Source organism: Pristimantibacillus sp. PTI5, assembly GCF_048572955.1.
Taxonomy (GTDB): domain Bacteria; phylum Bacillota; class Bacilli; order Paenibacillales; family Paenibacillaceae; genus Pristimantibacillus.
Genome location: NZ_CP183886.1, coordinates 5,491,277 through 5,509,390, shown reverse-complemented (window position 1 = coordinate 5,509,390; position 18,114 = coordinate 5,491,277). Strand labels below are relative to the sequence as shown.

At 43.5% G+C, this 18,114-nt stretch carries 17 protein-coding genes and 2 pseudogenes; 5 read left to right on the top strand and 14 right to left on the bottom strand.

The features are described from left to right. Nucleotides 1-4: 4 nt before the first annotated feature. Together ACN6MW_RS24455 and ACN6MW_RS24450 are read right to left on the bottom strand one after the other, a co-directional pair. The gene (locus tag ACN6MW_RS24455) at nucleotides 5-841 is read right to left on the bottom strand and encodes a carbohydrate ABC transporter permease (RefSeq protein ID WP_419872469.1); all 837 of its coding nucleotides are present in this window, start codon (nucleotides 839-841) and stop codon (nucleotides 5-7) included. Nucleotides 842-853: 12 nt separating this feature from the next. Next, on the bottom strand, nucleotides 854-1,744 hold the full coding sequence (locus ACN6MW_RS24450) for a carbohydrate ABC transporter permease (RefSeq protein ID WP_364142226.1): 891 nt from the start codon (nucleotides 1,742-1,744) through the stop codon (nucleotides 854-856). Nucleotides 1,745-2,237: 493 nt separating this feature from the next. Between ACN6MW_RS24450 and ACN6MW_RS24445 the strand changes: the two genes are divergently transcribed. The 4 genes from ACN6MW_RS24445 (at nucleotide 2,238) to ACN6MW_RS24430 (ending at nucleotide 5,551) form a co-directional block, all read left to right on the top strand. Beyond that, nucleotides 2,238-3,089, top strand: a complete 852-nt coding sequence (locus ACN6MW_RS24445) for an aldo/keto reductase (RefSeq protein ID WP_419872468.1) — start codon at nucleotides 2,238-2,240, stop codon at nucleotides 3,087-3,089. Nucleotides 3,090-3,721: 632 nt separating this feature from the next. After that, entirely contained in the window at nucleotides 3,722-4,429 is a 708-nt protein-coding gene (locus ACN6MW_RS24440) for a hypothetical protein (RefSeq protein WP_419872467.1), read from the top strand. A 193-nt stretch (nucleotides 4,430-4,622) separates the two neighbouring features. Beyond that, on the top strand, nucleotides 4,623-5,039 hold the full coding sequence (locus ACN6MW_RS24435) for a MerR family transcriptional regulator (RefSeq protein ID WP_364142227.1): 417 nt from the start codon (nucleotides 4,623-4,625) through the stop codon (nucleotides 5,037-5,039). After that, nucleotides 5,036-5,551, top strand: a complete 516-nt coding sequence (locus ACN6MW_RS24430) for a hypothetical protein (protein ID WP_419872466.1) — start codon at nucleotides 5,036-5,038, stop codon at nucleotides 5,549-5,551. The genes ACN6MW_RS24435 and ACN6MW_RS24430 overlap by 4 nt, the downstream gene beginning before the upstream one ends. 565 nt (nucleotides 5,552-6,116) lie before the next feature. Here the strand turns inward: ACN6MW_RS24430 and ACN6MW_RS24425 are convergent. From ACN6MW_RS24425 to ACN6MW_RS24395, 7 genes and pseudogenes are all read right to left on the bottom strand, one after another. Further along, the gene (locus tag ACN6MW_RS24425; protein WP_419872465.1) at nucleotides 6,117-6,557 is read right to left on the bottom strand and encodes a nuclear transport factor 2 family protein; all 441 of its coding nucleotides are present in this window, start codon (nucleotides 6,555-6,557) and stop codon (nucleotides 6,117-6,119) included. Nucleotides 6,558-6,660: 103 nt separating this feature from the next. After that, nucleotides 6,661-7,405, bottom strand: a pseudogene (locus tag ACN6MW_RS24420) (SDR family oxidoreductase). Nucleotides 7,406-7,422: 17 nt separating this feature from the next. Continuing rightward, a complete protein-coding gene (locus ACN6MW_RS24415) occupies nucleotides 7,423-7,584 on the bottom strand; it encodes a carboxymuconolactone decarboxylase family protein (protein WP_419876434.1) in 162 nt (53 codons plus the stop codon). A gap of 264 nt (nucleotides 7,585-7,848) precedes the next feature. After that, nucleotides 7,849-8,594 (bottom strand): annotated as a pseudogene (locus ACN6MW_RS24410) (SDR family oxidoreductase). Between the two features lie 116 nt (nucleotides 8,595-8,710). Beyond that, the gene (locus tag ACN6MW_RS24405; protein WP_419872464.1) at nucleotides 8,711-9,283 is read right to left on the bottom strand and encodes a cyclophilin-like fold protein; all 573 of its coding nucleotides are present in this window, start codon (nucleotides 9,281-9,283) and stop codon (nucleotides 8,711-8,713) included. Nucleotides 9,284-9,298: 15 nt separating this feature from the next. After that, the gene (locus ACN6MW_RS24400) at nucleotides 9,299-10,477 is read right to left on the bottom strand and encodes an MFS transporter (RefSeq protein ID WP_419872463.1); all 1,179 of its coding nucleotides are present in this window, start codon (nucleotides 10,475-10,477) and stop codon (nucleotides 9,299-9,301) included. Beyond that, nucleotides 10,467-11,261, bottom strand: coding sequence for an SDR family NAD(P)-dependent oxidoreductase (locus tag ACN6MW_RS24395; RefSeq protein ID WP_419872462.1), 795 nt, complete (start codon nucleotides 11,259-11,261; stop codon nucleotides 10,467-10,469). Before ACN6MW_RS24395 ends, ACN6MW_RS24400 begins: the two co-directional genes overlap by 11 nt. 203 nt (nucleotides 11,262-11,464) lie before the next feature. Between ACN6MW_RS24395 and ACN6MW_RS24390 the strand changes: the two genes are divergently transcribed. Further along, the gene (locus ACN6MW_RS24390; protein ID WP_419872461.1) at nucleotides 11,465-12,370 is read left to right on the top strand and encodes a LysR family transcriptional regulator; all 906 of its coding nucleotides are present in this window, start codon (nucleotides 11,465-11,467) and stop codon (nucleotides 12,368-12,370) included. Nucleotides 12,371-12,588: 218 nt separating this feature from the next. On the opposite strand, the gene ACN6MW_RS24385 is transcribed toward ACN6MW_RS24390, so the two are convergent. The 5 genes from ACN6MW_RS24385 to ACN6MW_RS24365 form a co-directional block, all read right to left on the bottom strand. Beyond that, nucleotides 12,589-13,455, bottom strand: a complete 867-nt coding sequence (locus tag ACN6MW_RS24385; RefSeq protein WP_419872460.1) for a pentapeptide repeat-containing protein — start codon at nucleotides 13,453-13,455, stop codon at nucleotides 12,589-12,591. 14 nt (nucleotides 13,456-13,469) lie between these two features. Further along, nucleotides 13,470-13,799 (bottom strand): PadR family transcriptional regulator, encoded by a 330-nt coding sequence (locus tag ACN6MW_RS24380; RefSeq protein WP_419872459.1) that lies wholly within the window; start codon nucleotides 13,797-13,799, stop codon nucleotides 13,470-13,472. A 204-nt stretch (nucleotides 13,800-14,003) separates the two neighbouring features. Next, nucleotides 14,004-14,723: an alpha/beta fold hydrolase gene (locus ACN6MW_RS24375; protein ID WP_419872458.1), complete on the bottom strand. Its 720-nt coding sequence runs from the start codon at nucleotides 14,721-14,723 to the stop codon at nucleotides 14,004-14,006. A gap of 166 nt (nucleotides 14,724-14,889) precedes the next feature. Further along, entirely contained in the window at nucleotides 14,890-15,597 is a 708-nt protein-coding gene (locus ACN6MW_RS24370) for a DNA alkylation repair protein (protein ID WP_419872457.1), read from the bottom strand. Between the two features lie 137 nt (nucleotides 15,598-15,734). Beyond that, entirely contained in the window at nucleotides 15,735-18,002 is a 2,268-nt protein-coding gene (locus tag ACN6MW_RS24365) for a helix-turn-helix domain-containing protein (RefSeq protein ID WP_419872456.1), read from the bottom strand. Nucleotides 18,003-18,114: the final 112 nt, after the last annotated feature.

Genomic DNA, 18,114 nt, shown 5'->3' with positions numbered 1-18,114 from the left:
ATTATCAGCCCTTGACAGAGCCGACCGTTACCTGCATGAAGGAGCGGTTAGCGAAAATATATACGATAAGAAGCGGCAGGATAGAGATACATGCGCCTGCAAGCATCAGTTGATTCTCAACTGCGGCTCCTGCACCGTATCTCAGGTTGGCCAGACCGACCGGGAGTGTCTGCAAATCGGGCCGCGACAGCGAGAAAACAAGCGGCAGGATATATTCGTTCCATGCGTTCCGGAAGGAGAAAAGCGCTACGACAGCTAAAGCGGGCCTGAGCAGAGGCAATATGATTCTCCAGAAAATAGAATAGAAATTGCAGCCGTCAATGAGCGCCGCTTCATCCAAATCCTTCGGAATACTGCGGAAAAAGCCGATGATCATGAAGAATGCGGTTGCATGGGCGCTAATGATAATGATTATGACACCCCATAATGATTTCTGCAAACCAATCGACACCATCAGATCAAACTGAGGCCGCAGCACGACGGCTCCGATGGATATGAACAACGTAAACGACTGAAGAAAAATAATCAGCTTCTTTCCTTTAAAAGCAACGCGGTCGACAGCATAAGCTGCCATAGCGGATACAAGCAAAGTTCCCAACGTTGCAAAAACGGCCACATAAAGGCTGTTAAACGTAAATCCGGAAAAATCGGCTTGATTCCATGCTTGCACATAATTCTGGAATTGCCACTTTACCGGAAAAATCGTCGCCCCCGTCGTCAGCTCTAGATTCGTTTTGAAGGAGCCGAGCAGCGCAATGACGATAGGAAACAGCATTAGCGCCGCTGTGATCAGCAATAGTATCCAAATCGGCATTCTGATCAGCATTTTACGAATAGTCATGATCCTTCCCCCTTAATAAACGTTGTTCAGCTTTTTCGACATCCAGAAGTAGAGCCATGTCACCAAACCAACGATGATGGCGGTCGTGAAGCCGATAGCGCTGCCGTATCCGATGTTCTGAACGGAGGAACCCGTCGTTGTCATCGGGAAAAATAGCTTGTACAGGTACAAGTACATGACTTCCGTTTTGCCGAAAGGGCCGCCTTCCGTCAATACCATTATGCTCTCATAACCTTTAAGCGAGGTCGTAATGGCCAGCATAATAATCATCTGCAGCACAGGCCCCAGCATCGGAATCGTAATATACCATAAGCGCTGTGCCGGATTCACGCCATCCAGCGACGCCGCCTCATAAACGTCTTCGGGGATACTCTGGAGTCCGGCAATGAAAAGCAGCATATAGTTTCCTACAGCCCCCCAGACGGCAATAATAACGATCGTCAGCATCGCATAAGCTGCGCCGAGCCAGTCGATTGGTCCGGAGACGATGTTCAGCTTTAGCAGATATTGATTAATAATGCCGTTGTAAGAGTTAAACACAATATAAAATACGATGGACATAACCGATGCGCTGAAGATCGTCGGCAGGAAAAATATCGCCCGGAAGGCATGCCGCCCGCGCAGCTTGCGGTTCAGTATAACTGCCAAGATAAGCGATAACGGCAGCGTAATAATTAATTTCCCGCCAGCATATACGAAGGTGTTCGCAACGGACTGCCAAAACTCGGTATCCCGCGCAACCCGCGCAAAATTGCCAAGTCCGATAAATTTGGGCGTACCATAGCCCCGATAATCGTAGAACATATATCGAAGGGCCCATATTACTGGATATATGCCGAGAGCAACTGTTAGAAAAAAGCTGGGAAAGCTAAACAAATAAGCTCCGATCCGATTTTTATTCATGCTTCCATCTCCTCCCGTCTTGTAGCTTCATTGTATAGGATGCCACGAGGCATCCGGGATGGGGCAATCAATGAAGCTGGGGGGACGAAACCACTATAGTCCCGTTTTTCTCCCGCAATAAGTTTCTGGAAAAATAAAAAAGCCAACGTTAGTTATAAAAACAACGTCAGCTTGTCCGATTAATTACGCAAGGATTATAGTAGGATATCACTCTTCATTAAGTGGATGTCCCAACGAGGATTTGATCTGTATTCGTATCTTTTTGCTCATAAATATCCTTCAGTCGCTTTATGTCCGCCTTAGGAGGAAAACCATACATACGCCATTAGTTTGCTAATAAGGAATGGGGTTGAGAGGATTAGGCAATTATTTAAGACAAATTAGATATCAGTTCTTTGTTACTGGAATGCATAATAAAATCATGACCCAGGGGTACGATGAGATTTTCTGGGAAACACTTTAAAAATAATTCCATGAAACAGGAGGATTTAATATGCAAAAAGTAATTTTGAACAATGGTGTTGAGATGCCTATGCTCGGTTTTGGCGTTTTTCAAATTGCAGATCAAAATGAGTGTGAACAAAGCGTTTATGACGCCATTATGGTAGGCTATCGGCTGATTGATACAGCTGCCTCTTATCTAAATGAAGAAGCAGTTGGCAGGGCCATCAAACGGAGCAGCGTGGCAAGAGAGGAATTATTTATCACTACGAAACTATGGGTTCAAGATGCTGGTTATGAGAGCACTAAAAGAGCATTTGAAAAATCACTGGAAAGATTGCAATTGGATTATTTGGATCTGTATCTAATTCATCAGCCATATGGAGATGTGTTTGGTTCTTGGCGTGCTATGGAGGAATTGTATCGTGAAGGAAAGGTCCGGACAATTGGCGTTAGTAACTTCCACGAGGATCGACTGATCGATTTGATTATTCATAATGAAGTCGTTCCTGCCGTAAACCAGGTTGAAACGCACCCATTCAATCAGCAAATCGAAAGTGCGAAATTCATGAAAGAAAACAATGTCCAGATCCAATCCTGGGCGCCTTTTGCTGAAGGGAAAAATAACTTGTTCCAGAATGAGGTATTGGTATCTATCGCTCAAAAATATAATAAATCCGTTGCTCAGGTGGTTTTACGTTGGTTGTCACAAAGAGAAGTTGTTTTGATTCCAAAGTCTGTTCGTAAAGAAAGAATGATCGAAAACTTCAATATCTTTGACTTTGAGTTACGCCAAGAGGATATGGAATCGATAACTACGCTAGATACGAAACAGAGCCTGTTCTTTTCCCATCGCGATCCTGAAATGGTGAAGTGGATCGGAACCCGTAAACTTGATATCTAACAATCGCTTTTTCGTAAGGCCATCGGCTGGTTCTGTTTACGCAAAAGGCCGTGGAATAATTCATTAATTTAACAATTAGATATTAAATAAAGGAGCAGATGCAATTAGGCAATCTGCTCCTCAAATACTCTTGCAATCAGAGCAAATTCGACTCCATGGTCTATTAGCTTAACGTTGTTTCATTTAATTTCCCCTGCATGATTTCCGGTTTAAGCCCCGAAGCATCAAATCCCATCTTACTCATGATATCGATTAATAGCGGACTCCCTTCAATAGGATCGTCCCAGGTACAAATCTGGATAATGCAACATAAAAAGTATTCCTTTTCACCGACATTAATTTTTCTTGTCACCTCCTGATAACTTTGTATCAACTACATTGTTATCGATTTATCCATTCATCTATTGTTGGCATTCACATAAACTTCCCACATCGAATTACCAGTTATGTAAAATCAATAACAAATTATCGAAATAATCAAAGTTAGATGTTTACCAATCGATTTGGTTATTCGAATGGGTTATTTTAAAAACTACTAATAGCAACCCAATTTTAGTAGTCATAGGACAGTAATACATCCCCTTAATAGAAACCCGACATAGTATACACAAATCCATTTGGAGGTGCTTTTATTGGTTTGTGTCAAACCGCGTCGAAAGATAAAAAGTTGTAAAAAAGAAGCAAAGATTATTAACTCTTTCCAATCTAACGTGTTTATCGTCAGTAAAAAAACAAAGAAGAAAATTAGACGCAGACCGATACCGAGACGTTTGCTCAAATGGTACGATTTTTTAGAGATTCCTAACCCAATGGTGCCTGGCGGTCCTGCTATTGCCACGTTTACGCTCCCAACCCCGCCCGCTGCGTTCGGTCCGGAAATTCCTATAAGCTCATCGTTCATAACCTTGAGTCGTATTGATTCGGATGACCGCGCAGAGTTAAGAGCGACAATCGTTTGGAATTTTAGCGTTACCATCCCCGAAGCTGGCCCTGAAATCACAGTTATTTCACAACAAATGCAATTTAGCATTTGGCGTGATGCCCCTTTTACCGGAACACGTCTCTGTACAGTCGTGGATACTCGGAATCTAACGCAAATCTCATTCGATGCGCCTGCTGGTACAACGATGACCAGTACGGCCACAACCTCATTTTCATGCACGGATTCGGCAATTTCAGGTAGAACACACAATTACTATTTAACCGGAGCAGCCGGCGTGGCTAATGGATTTATTGTTTCGGGTGATGACGGTGGTCCTGCGCCGATTACCGACTTCAACGACCCGACAGTAACCGAGCTTCATTTCAGTGGTTCAGTTATGGATAGTAATATGGCTTAAATGTTAGACGTTTTTAACCAGTTCCCTACTTTACTATTACGAACGACAAGTAATAAATGCAAAACGCCCTTGGCTTCACCGCCATTGGGCGTCTTTTGTTTGGAAATCTTGACTATTCACAATACGTTACAGTAAACTGTAACCAGTACACCTAGCTGTATGTTAGTCAGTAAAATGTAATCCAGGAGGAAACATGGAAACTTATACCGCAAAACAGGTTGCTGACATTATTCAGAAAGATGACCCCCGGATGAACCTAAGAACAGTACGCTACTATACCCAAATCGGAATGATCCCTTCGCTCGAATTATCCGGTAATAAACGTGTGTACACAAACAAACATCTACAGTACCTAAGAGCTATTATCACACTGACAAGAACAGGTGAAACATTAGGAGTTATCCAAGAGAAGTTAAAATCCCTGTCTATTGAGGAAATTGAGAAAATCGGCAATCAGTTGCATCTTTATCAGCCCAATAGACTGCTCGAAAACGAAACACATCAAATCACGGAGGATGTCGTCATCTCCTTAAGTCCTCGAATCTCAGCAGAGGTTAAGCAAAAAGTTATTGATTCTGTGTCAATGCTTCTAAGAGGAGAACAAAAATGATCTTGGAAACTAGGTTAGCGAAATCCATCATGGAAAATGAAGAAGGATTGAACCACCTTTGGATTCTGTTGTCCGATGATCTTTTGGGCTACAAAGAATTGCAATTAAACGTGCAACTGCCAGAAGGAGTACATCGCTTACCGAATCTCAACGGTCACGCTGAGAACGAATCCATCATGCCGGATCTGTCAAAGGGCCAAGATGTACTGTTGGAAATCTATACAGAGGACGCAATTGAATGCGGAGAACGAATCATTACAGTAAGTCTAGTTTACTCAGATGGTAGAAAGCAGATCGAAATGTCTCACAACATTCCCGTTACGTTCGTTAACGGCGAGGAAATCGAAGCCGTGTCAATTGACGAAGAAGTTGTTGATCGGCTTAAAGAATTAAGAAATACATCCCCTCGTGAGACATTAGAGACCACTGAATGCGTGAATATTCGCCAAAACACGTTTGTTAAAAGCAACAAGTTCTCATTCCTAGAGGAAAAATATCGGGTCGATTACTGAGTGAAGGGGCTCTTCATACGGGCTGGTAGACAAAGTAATTACAAACGCTTCATGAAAGGCAGGATACGAAAATGGATGATCAACATGAATTTACTGTCGAGTATCAAGATCCAGTAAACGGTGTAACTTATTATGAGTATGTCATGGCTTCAAGTATTTCTGATGCAAAAAAACAAATTAGGAACAGACACCCAGATGTCACAATACGTGCCGTGTCAATGAACCCGACTAACATTGAGAATTCCGATAAACATAAAGAAAACGAAATATGCTAAATCGCTCGTTATCAAAACACAAAACGCCCTTGGGTTCACCGGCCCTTGGGCGTCCTTTTATACTAACGTGTCCTGTTAGCTTAACTCGAAATTATCAAGTATCGTTTTATCAAACCAAACATCTTCGTCTATCACGCCCGCCGGGTTATCTGTCATCATGATGCCGGCGTTGTTAAATAAGACATTTAAATCTGGGATTCGCTTTAATCGTCTCCTCCAGACGCTCTTTATGCCGACCAGAGATAATCACTTTGTTTCTTTAAGCTATGTTTTTCCAAGTATTAATCAAATTAGCCTTGCAATATTCTTGCTTCTATAATTGAAAAGTGAGCAGTACGTTCCTTTATTAACCAAGTTCCGTTTTGACGTACATATATATCATCATATTTAACACTATAATCTGTGATAACTTCTTTGCCCTCTTCTTCTCTCACCATTTTCATTTGAGAGTACGAAACGCCTGTTGCAGTATCGCCATCCACTTTCACAATGTGTTGTGCGTTAATGGAGAAATAGCGTTTTACAATAGAAGCGTGACTAGTGAACTCCTCTTCTAATTGTTTTGTTCCAGAAACATCAGACACCAATTGGCCACCGAAGTAAACCATATATCTAGTATCAGGCGTAAATAAAAGCATTTGTTCTGAAAGCCTTTTTTCATCTCCCAAATTTGAAAAAGCATCAACTAATTCTCTTAATTCTAATTTTGCTTGTAAAATTTCTAACGACATAAATTTTTTCCTCCTCTAATTTCTGAACCGACCTTACACAAAAAGCGCAAAAAGGCTGTCGAATCTTCTCGACAGCCTATGCTTTCATCATATCTTTTAAATATTACCAAGGTTGACTTGTTGGTCCAATTGTAAACTCATTAACGTTCGTATCTTCTGGCTGATCAATCGCGAATGCAACAACATTGGCAATTCGATCAGGTGAAATACCATATTGTTCGTACAACGCAGTCATACCTTTTGATATATTCTTATCAGTAATCGTATCCAACAATTCCGTGTTGATCGCTGCTGGATAAATAGTTGCTGTCCGGATGTTAGTACCTTCTTGTGCAGATTCCATACGCAAAACTTCCATTAAATCACGAACAGCCCACTTTGTTGCGCCATAAACCGCTCCGCCTGGATAAGCTTTAAGCCCAGCTACTGATGAAGTAGTGATGATATGTCCAGACTTTTGCTGTAAATGTAGGCAATACTGCGGCGATACCATTCAATACACCTTTAATATTAACATCAATCATACTGTTCCAATCGTCAGTTTTTAATGCGGAAAGCGGTGAATTAGGCATTAGTCCAGCGTTCAAGAAGATTACATCGACACCACCAAAAGTGTCTTTAGCTAGTTGAACAAGCTGCTGATTATCATCTGGATTAACAACATCTGTGACGCGATACGCTGCTTGACCACCATTCGAATTGATTTCTTCAACTAATTTTACTAAACGCTCTTCACGTCTTGAACCAAGTACAACTTTTGCGCCTTTCTGAGCTAATAGCTTAGCTGTAGCTTCCCCAATTCCTGAACTTGCTCCTGTAATTACAACCACTTTGTTTTCAATTGCCATTTCGTTTTTCCATCCCTTCAAAAACTTTCTTTTGCTACCATTACGACAGACAAAGCTTTGGGCCAACCAGCGTAAAAGGCCAAATTTGTGATTACCTCAATCAGCTCTTCTTCTGTAAGACCATTTTCCTTCGCTTTATTTAGATGGAAGCCCTGTTGCTGCGTATTCCCGCTTGTTATTAGAGAAGCTACTGTAATCAGGCTGCGTTCACGAGGAGACAGCTCACTGCGTTACCATACATCGTCAAACAGGATATCATCCTTAAGTTGTACAAGTTTTGGTGCAATATCCCCGATCAATTAACTAAACTAGACAAGAAGTGATTAAACGGTTAAAGCAGTTTAATCAACTCATGTCTATTATTATATGCTTATCAAGCGTTCATTCAATGGTTAAAACAGCGGACTTTGTTGATATATCAACGGTTTACTCAAAAGTGTTAATTATCTTAAAAGAAGTTTGGTGAAATATACGATGGCTTTATTTTCACCAATCGATTGGTTGCCATCCCTGAAGAACCCGCCACGAGTTCCTTCCGAACCCTTCATCGCTAATTGGAGGATCAGATCGGCAGCACGTTTCGGAGTTCTCGGAGCAGCGGGTCCTCCCATATCCGAGCTTACCCAGCCCGGATCGACTGCAAAAATTTTGATATCTCCTCTTAGTTCTGCTGCTGTCAGTCGGGTCAATGCATTCATTGCAAGTTTGGAGATCTTGTACGCTCCTGCGCCTTCGGACGACATGGCACTCATGGCTCCATATTCCGAGGAAACATTAATAATTCTTCCATATCCCCGCTTTTCCATGAGTGGAATAAATGTGCGCATAACAGGTAGACGCCGAAGAAATTTGTGGACATCGTTTTCTCTAGAATCGCAGGATCCATGGTTAATAACCTAGCATTCTCATCCAAATATACGCCTGCGTTGTTTATCAATACATCCAATCGGCCAAAGGTCTCGGTAATGGTCATTGCTGCTAGACGGATGCTCTCTTGATCTGTGACATCCATGACGACGGAAGAAACATCCAATCCAGTCTCGGCAAGTTGTTCCGCCGATTCAGAACCCTTACTTGGATCCCTGCTAGTCAAAATGACCTTGAACCCCATTGAAGCCAATTGTTTAACCAATTCATATCCGATTCCCCGATTTGCCCCTGTGACAAGTGCTACCTGCTTATCTTGCATTATTGGAAACCTCCAATCGACTGTACATGAAACATCTTGGAATAAATCGCTGCGATACTTAATATTAGTTTCGAGACGACATTCATCACTAACTTTAAAAGATTTAAGGAAGTCATTTAGTTCATTTTTTGAATGTTCACCGTAAAATCATCATGCATAGCTTTAAGCTTTTTTGTAAACTCTTCGAGGCCGGATTCGATCCTCCCTAATTTAATAAGTCCGCTCGAATAATTCCAGTCTGTATAATACATGTTCACATCTTTCCATGGAGCGTAATAACCGATATCTCCAACTTCTGGATCGCTTCCTGACGGTGCATCTTCCGTAATCAATCCTTTATCCAAAATGCTCAATTTTCCGAAGCCGCCATACTCCTTAAATGTGAGTGTCAACGGGAGCGTTGACAAAAAATCCTGGCTTGTCGGATTATCATACATTTTTACAATGTATTCCTCATTATCAAATATCAATTTGATCCTTACATCCGGCGAACCGTCATGATCTACAGTCGGTGATGCAGAAGGTTGGCCAACCGGGTCATTCGTTCCATCAGTCGTACCTGCTTGAATAGTGGTCCTGTTAATGGTTGCATTATCATTTTTGTTGGAGCTGGACTCATCTTTACCGCCACAAGCTGAAAGTGCGAAGGCCATCACCAATGCGAGAAGCAACGTTAACACTTTTCTCATCTTGATGTTATCCTCCTAATTCATTTTTGAATGGTTATGGTAATTGCTGTAGTTAGAAATCCTTGGATAAACTGCAGCGATGCTTAATAGGAGGAACAGGATTCCCCCAAGTACGACGTATTGCGTACTTAATCCTGATATGAATAGTCCGCATACACTCGCTCCAATCGTTGTGCCCAAGTTGGCGGATGTTAGAAAGAGTCCATTCGCGAATTCAGGAGCCTCTGGCGCTGCAGACACAATCCAATATTGAGTAATGTTGCCTCCTATGCCACCCAATACTCCCCAAATCAAAATAATACAGGCCATTGGCACACTGAACTGTCCCATGATGAAAAGCATGATGTAAACTGCTCCCAATGCATATGGATAAAACATTACTGTTCTTAATGCATGTTTTGTAAGCAGCTTCCCTGCAATCATATTTCCAACCATGTTGGCCGCACCGTATAGGAATAGCATCAAACTGATTGTGTTCCAGGCATAATTGGTCACGGTTTTCAGATATTCGGAAAGGTAGCTGTACACCCCGAATACGGCTCCGTTCATAAAGATCACTGCGGCAATGGAAAGCCAGGTCATGGATCTTCTTAATACGAGTATCTGAGTACCATAAGAGACCCTTGTCTTAACAGGCATCGATGGTACAAACAGGAGTGTGGCGATGAATGCGACTGTCGTTACGGCAGCAAAGAACAACATCGCATGAGCAAGCGAAGTGGCGGTTGCAATCAAACTTGAGACAGGTACGCCAAGCACCATCCCTGCAGACACACCAACGAATACTTTGGCTACTGCCTTCGAAGCGTCATCCTTGCTGACGGACGAAGCTGCGACGGTAAATGCCAATGAACAATAAACAGGATGGAAAAAAGCCGGAATGACACGTGCAATCAATAACACCATAAAGTCTGTTGTGATAGCGGAGACAAGATTGCCTGCTATAAATATGCCAAGCACAAGCAGCATCAATTTCTTGCGGTTCATGCCCGAAAACAATGAAGGCAATATTGGGCCAGAGACGGCAACTGCAAGCGCAAAAAGACTCACGATTAACCCTGCGGTGGAGATGCTGACATGAAAGTGGTCCGCTATCAGAGGCAAAATTCCGATTACGCCCATCTCGGTATTCAAGATACTAAATACACCCAAGGTTAAAATATAGACAAGCAACTGATTTCGTTTAGTCGTCATATGCCATGGATGTCGAGAGATCACGGTAGGCATTGATCTGCGTCTGGAGGTCGAAAATTTTCTGCTCTGCAATGCCTATCGCGTCGGCGCCTGCGATGAAGCGCCGCGGTGGTTGCGATTCGCTTGCAATCATGAGGAGTGCCTTGGCAAGCTTGTTCGGATCACCGGATTGTTGCCCATTCTGTTCATTAAAAAATGCCATGTAACTAGCTCTGCGTTCTGCATAGTCCTCGACGGACAGCTTAGCGTAAGTCGACGACGTCTCCGTAAGAAATTCCGTACGGAAAAAGCCCGGGTTCACAATGGTCGTATGAATGCCAAAAGTTGCTGCCTCAGGAGCCAACGACTCCATCCACCCCTCAAGCGCAAATTTCGAGGCAGAATAGGCGGAATTAAACTCGAATCCAGAAATGCCTGCACCTGAGGAGATCGAAATGATATGACCGGAACGCTGCTTGCGCATGACGGGCAAAACAGCCCGGGTAACGTTCATAGGGCCGAGCAACGCCACCTGCAGCTGACGCTCGATTTGGTCAGAGGTCAATTCCTCGAAGAAGCCCCCATAGAAGTGTGCGGCATTATTGACCAGCACATCGATAGTGCCGAACCGGTCGACAGCAGTCATAACTGCGGATTGTGCATCATCAGGACGGGTAACGTCCAATTGGACAACGAATACATTCTCATCTTCACCGATCGCTTTTGCCACCGCATCTGTATTACGGCCGGTAGCCACTACTCTGTGTCCGGCGCTCAAAGCAGCTCTCGCGATATTTGCGCCCATACCTCGACCGGCACCTGTGACAAACCAAACCATTTTCTTATCCATTTTCATCATTCCCTTCAGCTTTTCAATTAACATAATTACTGTTTATATTTATTTTAGCGCGCTTTTTCAACATAACAAATACCTATATCTTATATCAAGATATGCTTGATGAGCATTTCTTAAACTTGTATAGTATGAACAAAGGAGGACTGCCTTTAATGGAAATTAGAGTTTTGCGTTATTTTCTTACTGTTGCAAGAGAAGGCAGCATTACGGCGGCGGCTGATTTTTTGCACCTTACACAGCCAACCTTGTCTAGACAATTGAAAGATCTTGAACAAGCTTTGGGAAAAAAACTATTTGTTCGCAGCAGCCACAGTATCCTACTTACAGATGAAGGAATGCTCTTAAGAAAGAGAGCAGAAGAAATCGTTGATATGGTCGATAAATTAGATGCAGAGTTCAAATCCATGGAAGAAACAGTAAGTGGGGATGTCTATATCGGCGGTGGGGAAACAGACGCCATGAAACATATTGCCCGCGTAGTAAAAGACTTACAGTTAAGCTATCCAAATATACGGTATCACCTCTACAGCGGAAACGAAGATGATGTGACTGAACGGCTTGAAAAGGGACTCCTTGACTTTGGTATTTTAATTCAACCAGCAGCCGTCTCAAAATACAATTATATTAATATCCCGGCTAAAGATGTTTGGGGCGTTGTTATGAGGAAAGACAGTCCTCTTGCTTTCAAAGATTCCATTCAACCAGCAGATTTAATCAATGTTCCGCTTATCTGTTCACGACAGGCTATGAAGCAGACATTTTCTAAAAATGAATTTGCGGATTGGTTTGGTAGTGATTTTGATAAATTAAACGTTGTGGCTACATACAATCTAGCGTATAATGCTGCGATTATGGTTGAAGAAGGCATTGGTTATGCAATAACTCTTGATAAAATAGTAAATACGTCTAGTGATAGTAACCTTTGTTTCAAACCTCTAGAGCCAAGACTTGAATCTGGCTTAAATATGGTTTGGAAAAAGCATCCGGTCTTTTCGGCAGCTGCTGATACGTTTTTAAAGGAAATTCAGGCCAAATTTGATGAATACTCCAGGAATTAAAAAATAAAGACACTCGCAATCCTGCTAAGTTGTTATCGCTTTTATTTATGCTAGTTGCCGAAAACAAAAAAAAACTGGAGAGCATAATTTGCTCATCCAGTTTATTCCGCTATCTCATTCGCTACGCTTTCAATTATCAGCAACGAACCTGTAAATCCTTATAGGACTTTTGGAGCCCTGTTACTTTAATTGATTTGTTGGGCATAATATTATCCCCCTTAAATTACGGTAACCTTAGATAGATCGACATCCATGCCTTTAAGAGCGGCATAGGTCAGTTTATCCATCGTTGCGCCGTCAAAGCAGATGGTTTTGATCATACGATAGTACTTATTCGTTAAAGCAAACCCAGGCTGGAAAGAAACATTTCTAAATGTAGCGCCCTTGAACGAAGCTTCGGTTAATGCCGCTTTGTCAAACTTCACGCCGATAAACGTCTGTCCGTCAAAACACTGCCCGCTCAGATCAGAATGTTTGAAGTCAACCCCATCAAATAAACAACCTTCAAAAATCGTTCTTCTAAGATCGGTCAGCGTTAACGTCACTTCGGTCAGTCTTACTCCTGTGAATTTGGCTCCGTCAAGCCCCGACTTGCTGAAATTGGTTCGTACAAGGATCGTCTTATTGAAGCTTGCATTTGTCAGGTCAAGAGCGGATAGGCTGCAGTCCGTCAGATTCGCGCCGTCAAAAATGGCTTCGCGTACGTCGCTGGCCTTAAACGAACTGCCGGTCAAATCTGCGCCCGAAAAGTCGGAACCGTGCAACGCACTGCCATTAAACTGTCCTTTGTGGGCCGTAACGCCTGCAAAGTCGCTTTTCGCCAGGTTGCTTCCGCTAAAGTTCGTCACCACCTGACGTTCCAGCGAGCGGGAGAGGTTGGCGACCTCCAGGATCGTTTGCTCGATGTCGCCGATACTCTCAATAGTCATTTTAAACGCTGTTTCATCGTTCTTGCCCTCAGCTTTGAGCTCACGGAACCGCTCCTGTAAATCGGAGTGCAGGTCGGCCTTTAATTCGGAGACGCTTTTTACTCCATCGTATGGCGTAAATACGCCGTTCAAATAATTCGTCAATTTCTGATTCATAACATCATCTCTCCTTATAATAAGTTTTCAAGCACGCGCTTCGCGTACTCCCAATTGCTTTTGTTGCGGGCGTAAGCATCTTTGCCCTTTCCGGTAATCCTAAAATATTTACGCCGACCACCCTGTGATTCATCGCCCCAATACCACTCGATATCACCGTCGGCCTCAAGCCTCCGGACGCTCGAGTACATCGTGGCTTCCTTTAATTCATACTCGCCGTCCGAACGATCGGCAATCAGTTTTACGATCTCGTAGCCGTAGCGGTCAGCTTCGGATAAGAGCCGTAAAATCATCGTATCGGTATGTCCGCGCAGCAGGTCGGATGTAATTTTGTTCTCGCTCATGTAATCAACCTCCATGTTTTTATAATACGACACATTACTATGACTGTCAAGGTAGTATTTCCAATTAATTACTTTTCCTAAAAGTGGAAGCTCTTGTCCTCAATGAGGCATCACAAAAATAAAAAAGCCGCGCTATGCGCGGAGCTTCATGGATGTATGTTCTTGTCCTTTGACCATGCAGTGTCACTCTACATCGGTTCCTTTTCATCCGACATGATTGTTAATAAACTCAACAATATCACCGTAAAATTTTTCTTTGTCTTGCCCCTTAAGACCATGGCCTGAAGCTGGATATTCCTTGATCATTAATTTTGGGCACATACTCTTATAACGCTCAATATCAGAGTCCGTAACTAGTGAGCCTTCAAGCAGACCTCGCGCAACTAAAACAGGTATATCAAAATTTCCTTTAATATCGATTTGCCGCGATTCCCTTTGTATCCCTCTGACAGCTGTCGGTCTAATTTGCTGAGTTCGGTTAAATGGAACGAGATAGTTATTTATGTAATCTTCCGGCCACTCTTTATCCATTGCCCTGTGCTCTGGCGGATAGTCCCCAACCATAATGGATTTAACTTTTGACTTATGCTTTAATGCATACCCCAATGCATAAGAAACGCCACGTGAGTAACTGTATAAATGGAATTGATCGAGTCCGGCATCTTGCACAACCGCTTCAATATCAGAGATATGCTCGTCGAGGCCATATCCGGAGCTGGGTGTCCCGCTTTCTCCACGTCCCCGGAATGAAAGGATAACGCTCCTTCTGGGCTGTACAACTTCAAGTAAATCAAGATACTCATCGGCAGTTTCAGATAACCCGGGGCAAACAACTAATGCTGTCTTTGATAGATCAGAGCTGTCTACTGAGTCAAAATAATGTATGGCTAGCTCACCATTTCTCACATGCTTGGATTTATACATGCAATGCCTCCACGTTAACTATTTTTCAGTTGATTGTTAATAAATCCAGGTGACTTATATCTTTTCAAGTAATAGATAGCACAACGCAGCCTCACTGGAGCAGAGGCTGCGTATTTTGCACTGATTAAATTGCTGCTGTCTTTAATTCTAGTGGCGAAGCAATCGTTTAACACCTTACATATTTGCGCTTGAAACCAATTCTCCCTTTATCTACTGTCTTTTGAATATTTTCGGAAGCGAGTAGAAACTTGCTTTTTGGCTTGTCCCGGTTGACTTCTACTGGGCCTACCGCCATTGCGGTCACGACCGCCTTATTATGGAGAGGCAAATAGGACACCCCCACCGTGTAAATAAAATTATTCATAGCGTATTTGGTTCGTTCGGGAGAATCGTGAATCGTATTTTGCACGATTTCAAGCATATTGGCAAGCTTGCTTTCCGAAAATTCCACATCCGGTCGATTACCCAAAAGCCAGCAGTAACAACTCCAGCCCGCTGACATTTTCAGCTCTTCGCCGCTTGCAATCCACTTATCGGCAACTTCCTGTGCAATATCTGTTTCTGCCAAGGTCACTGCCACCACATAATCGGAAAGCATATAAAAATAAGCCGCATCAATCCAACGCTCAAAATCAGCTTCAGTCATTGCTTTTGGGTCTGCAATTACGCCGGCAAAGTACATGGCGTCGTAATTTCCCGTAGCGTAAAGCTGCTCCGCCAAAGGTTGATTTTTTTTAATTTTCTTGGCGATGGGTTTCATTTCGCCAGTAGCTACACCAAAAAGAGGTTCGTGAGCGCCATTGGATACGTAAATTTTCTTGGTTCGTTCCTTGCCAAGAGCTTCAAGCTCCTGCATAACCGTTTCGAAATTCATTGTTTAACACTTCCTTATTTTTTGAAGGATTTTATCCAGTCTATCATAACTGCATACTTAACCGCGAGACGCAAAATAGCGCCACAGGCGTAAGTGCCTGTAACGCTATTTGAGTGGCCCGGACTATCCAGGCCTCTTTAGCCCTCTTCACGATATTGTCCCGGCGTCATGCCTACCATTTTGCGAAAGGAGCGAATAAAGTTAGCGGAGTTGTTGTACTGCAATCGCTCAGAGATTTCAACTACTTTCATATCTGACTCCTTCAGCCATTTCTTAGCCGTGTCAATTCGATATTGCGATAAATATTCGCCGAAATTAATGCCAGTCTCCTGACGGAAAACACGGCTAACATAGTGAGGGTGATAGTTGATGCGGGAAGAACACTCCTCTAATGTGAGCCCTGAATCAAACTCCCTTTTGACCATATCGATTACGGCTTCAGAAATATGCTTGAATTGGGAATCCCTCCGAGTGCCTAATTCCTGAATGTAAGGAAATACAAATATGGACCAGAACCAATGCTCAATCTCCTGTACATTCCGCAGCTTGAACAAAGACTGAATTAAGGAGGCTTCATCCTGTGTGATCCGGTCCATGGGGATAGACAATTCCTGCCCGAATTTGAGGAGGTCGATCAGAAGCCTCAGCAAAGATAACTGATAGTCCCGATGCTGGGCATGGGGCTGGAACAGCTCTCCGATAAATTGCGTCAAAGCCATCTCCGATTGCTCCAAATTCCCGGCCCGAATCGCATCTAACAAGGCTTGCTCCCCAGCATTCGGAAACCGGTTCAGGTTGCTTTTCTGCGGCTGCACGTCCTCTATAAACAAAATCGACTCTTGTCCCAGTCCTATCCTATATTTTAACGAGGTCATTGCTTCATGGAGAGCCTGCTGGGTTTCCGCGAACGAGCTGATGGGACGGCTGATTCCGATACTCACCTTAATCTCCAAGTATTGAAATATAGCCTTTTGGATTTCGTCGGACAGGTTAAAAATCTGCTCTTTAAAGTCCTGCCCCTCTTTCGAAGAGCCGATCAGGGTCACTTGGCAATCCGATTTGACAATCGGCACCAGCCTTTGCTCGGACAGGACAAGCTCGCCGACGATATTGCTGATGGCAAACATGAGCAAATCCCGGTTAGCCTCTTCATATCTGGTATCCTTCAGCGTATCGATTTGAATGGCAACGACGCACATGGAAGGCCACGGCTTTTCCAATCCGTACAAGCTCAGTTTCTCCACAAAATCCGCAGGCTGGATCGTACCGCTAAACAATTTTTGCATAAAAAATTCCTTGAGCTGTATTTGCTGACCCTTAAGCTCGTTCATGATCAAGGACTGATTTCTGATCAAATAATCGACGCGGTCTCCGATCACCTGAAGCTCGCCGTTTGACTTCTCCTTGGCATTCAAAGAAGGAATGCTGGTGAGCGCGGAATAGATGGATTGAATCGGACTGTACATCTTCTTGGATCCGAACCAGGCAACAATCAGCGTGACCAGCAGGATGATCAGGCATACAAGTAAAGTAAACCAGCCGATCACTTTATTCTGTTCGGTTACCTGCTCGTTGGAGGTTACGGATACGTAGCTCCAGCCGTTGTAAGAAGATTTCCGAAAGGTGACCGTCACTTCCTCTCCATCCCGCTTGGCGGCATATTGCCCGGAAGTATCTTTCGCTTCGACAAAGGATTCTAGGTAGGCCTGATCCAAAATGCTGCTTCCAAGCTGGGTACGGTCGCGGTGAACGATAATATTGGCGTTTTGATCCAGAATAAACGCGCTGCCGAACTCACCGTTTAGAAACGCATCGAGCTCCTTCATCACATCGGACGATAATACGACGCAGATGATCCCTGTCGGATGAAGAGAGTTAAAGGGATACTTCTTCACAAAGTAAACGGACTGATAGGAATTCGGAAGATCCTCCGATCCGCTTGTCCAGAAGGAACCTGCCTCTTTCCGGGCAAAAGCTTCAAGCATCGGCCTGAACTCCGGGGCGCTGTATTCGTTAACCCCGCTGCTCGAAACCATCCAATTCTTGTGCAGGCTGAACAGGAACACATCTTTGATGCCAAGCTCGTAGGTTTGAATCAACGATATTCCTTTATACAGCTCATGCACCAATTGGAAATCATGATTGGATATATTTTTTTCAAAGACACGGGTGACGACAGGCGACTGCAGCAGCTGCGTTGCCGAATTATCAATGGTTCTGAGCGTTTGTTCGGTACGCATCTGCATTTGCTGCAAAAGCAGCTTATTGCTCTCGTCTACTTTCTCCTGTACGGTTCGAGAGGAATTGTAATAGGCGAAGGCGCCCAGCAGAATAACGGGTACGGTGCCAATCAAGATAGACAATAACATTAGCTTCAATAGATAGGACGAGGACCGAAATCTCATAATGCCTCCATTGGATCGTTTCCTTATAAGTACTTCAAGTGTACAAGAAAACTCCGTTTTAAGCCATGACGCGGATCCTAGCGTTTCATCTCATTTTCACGAGCTTCGGCAT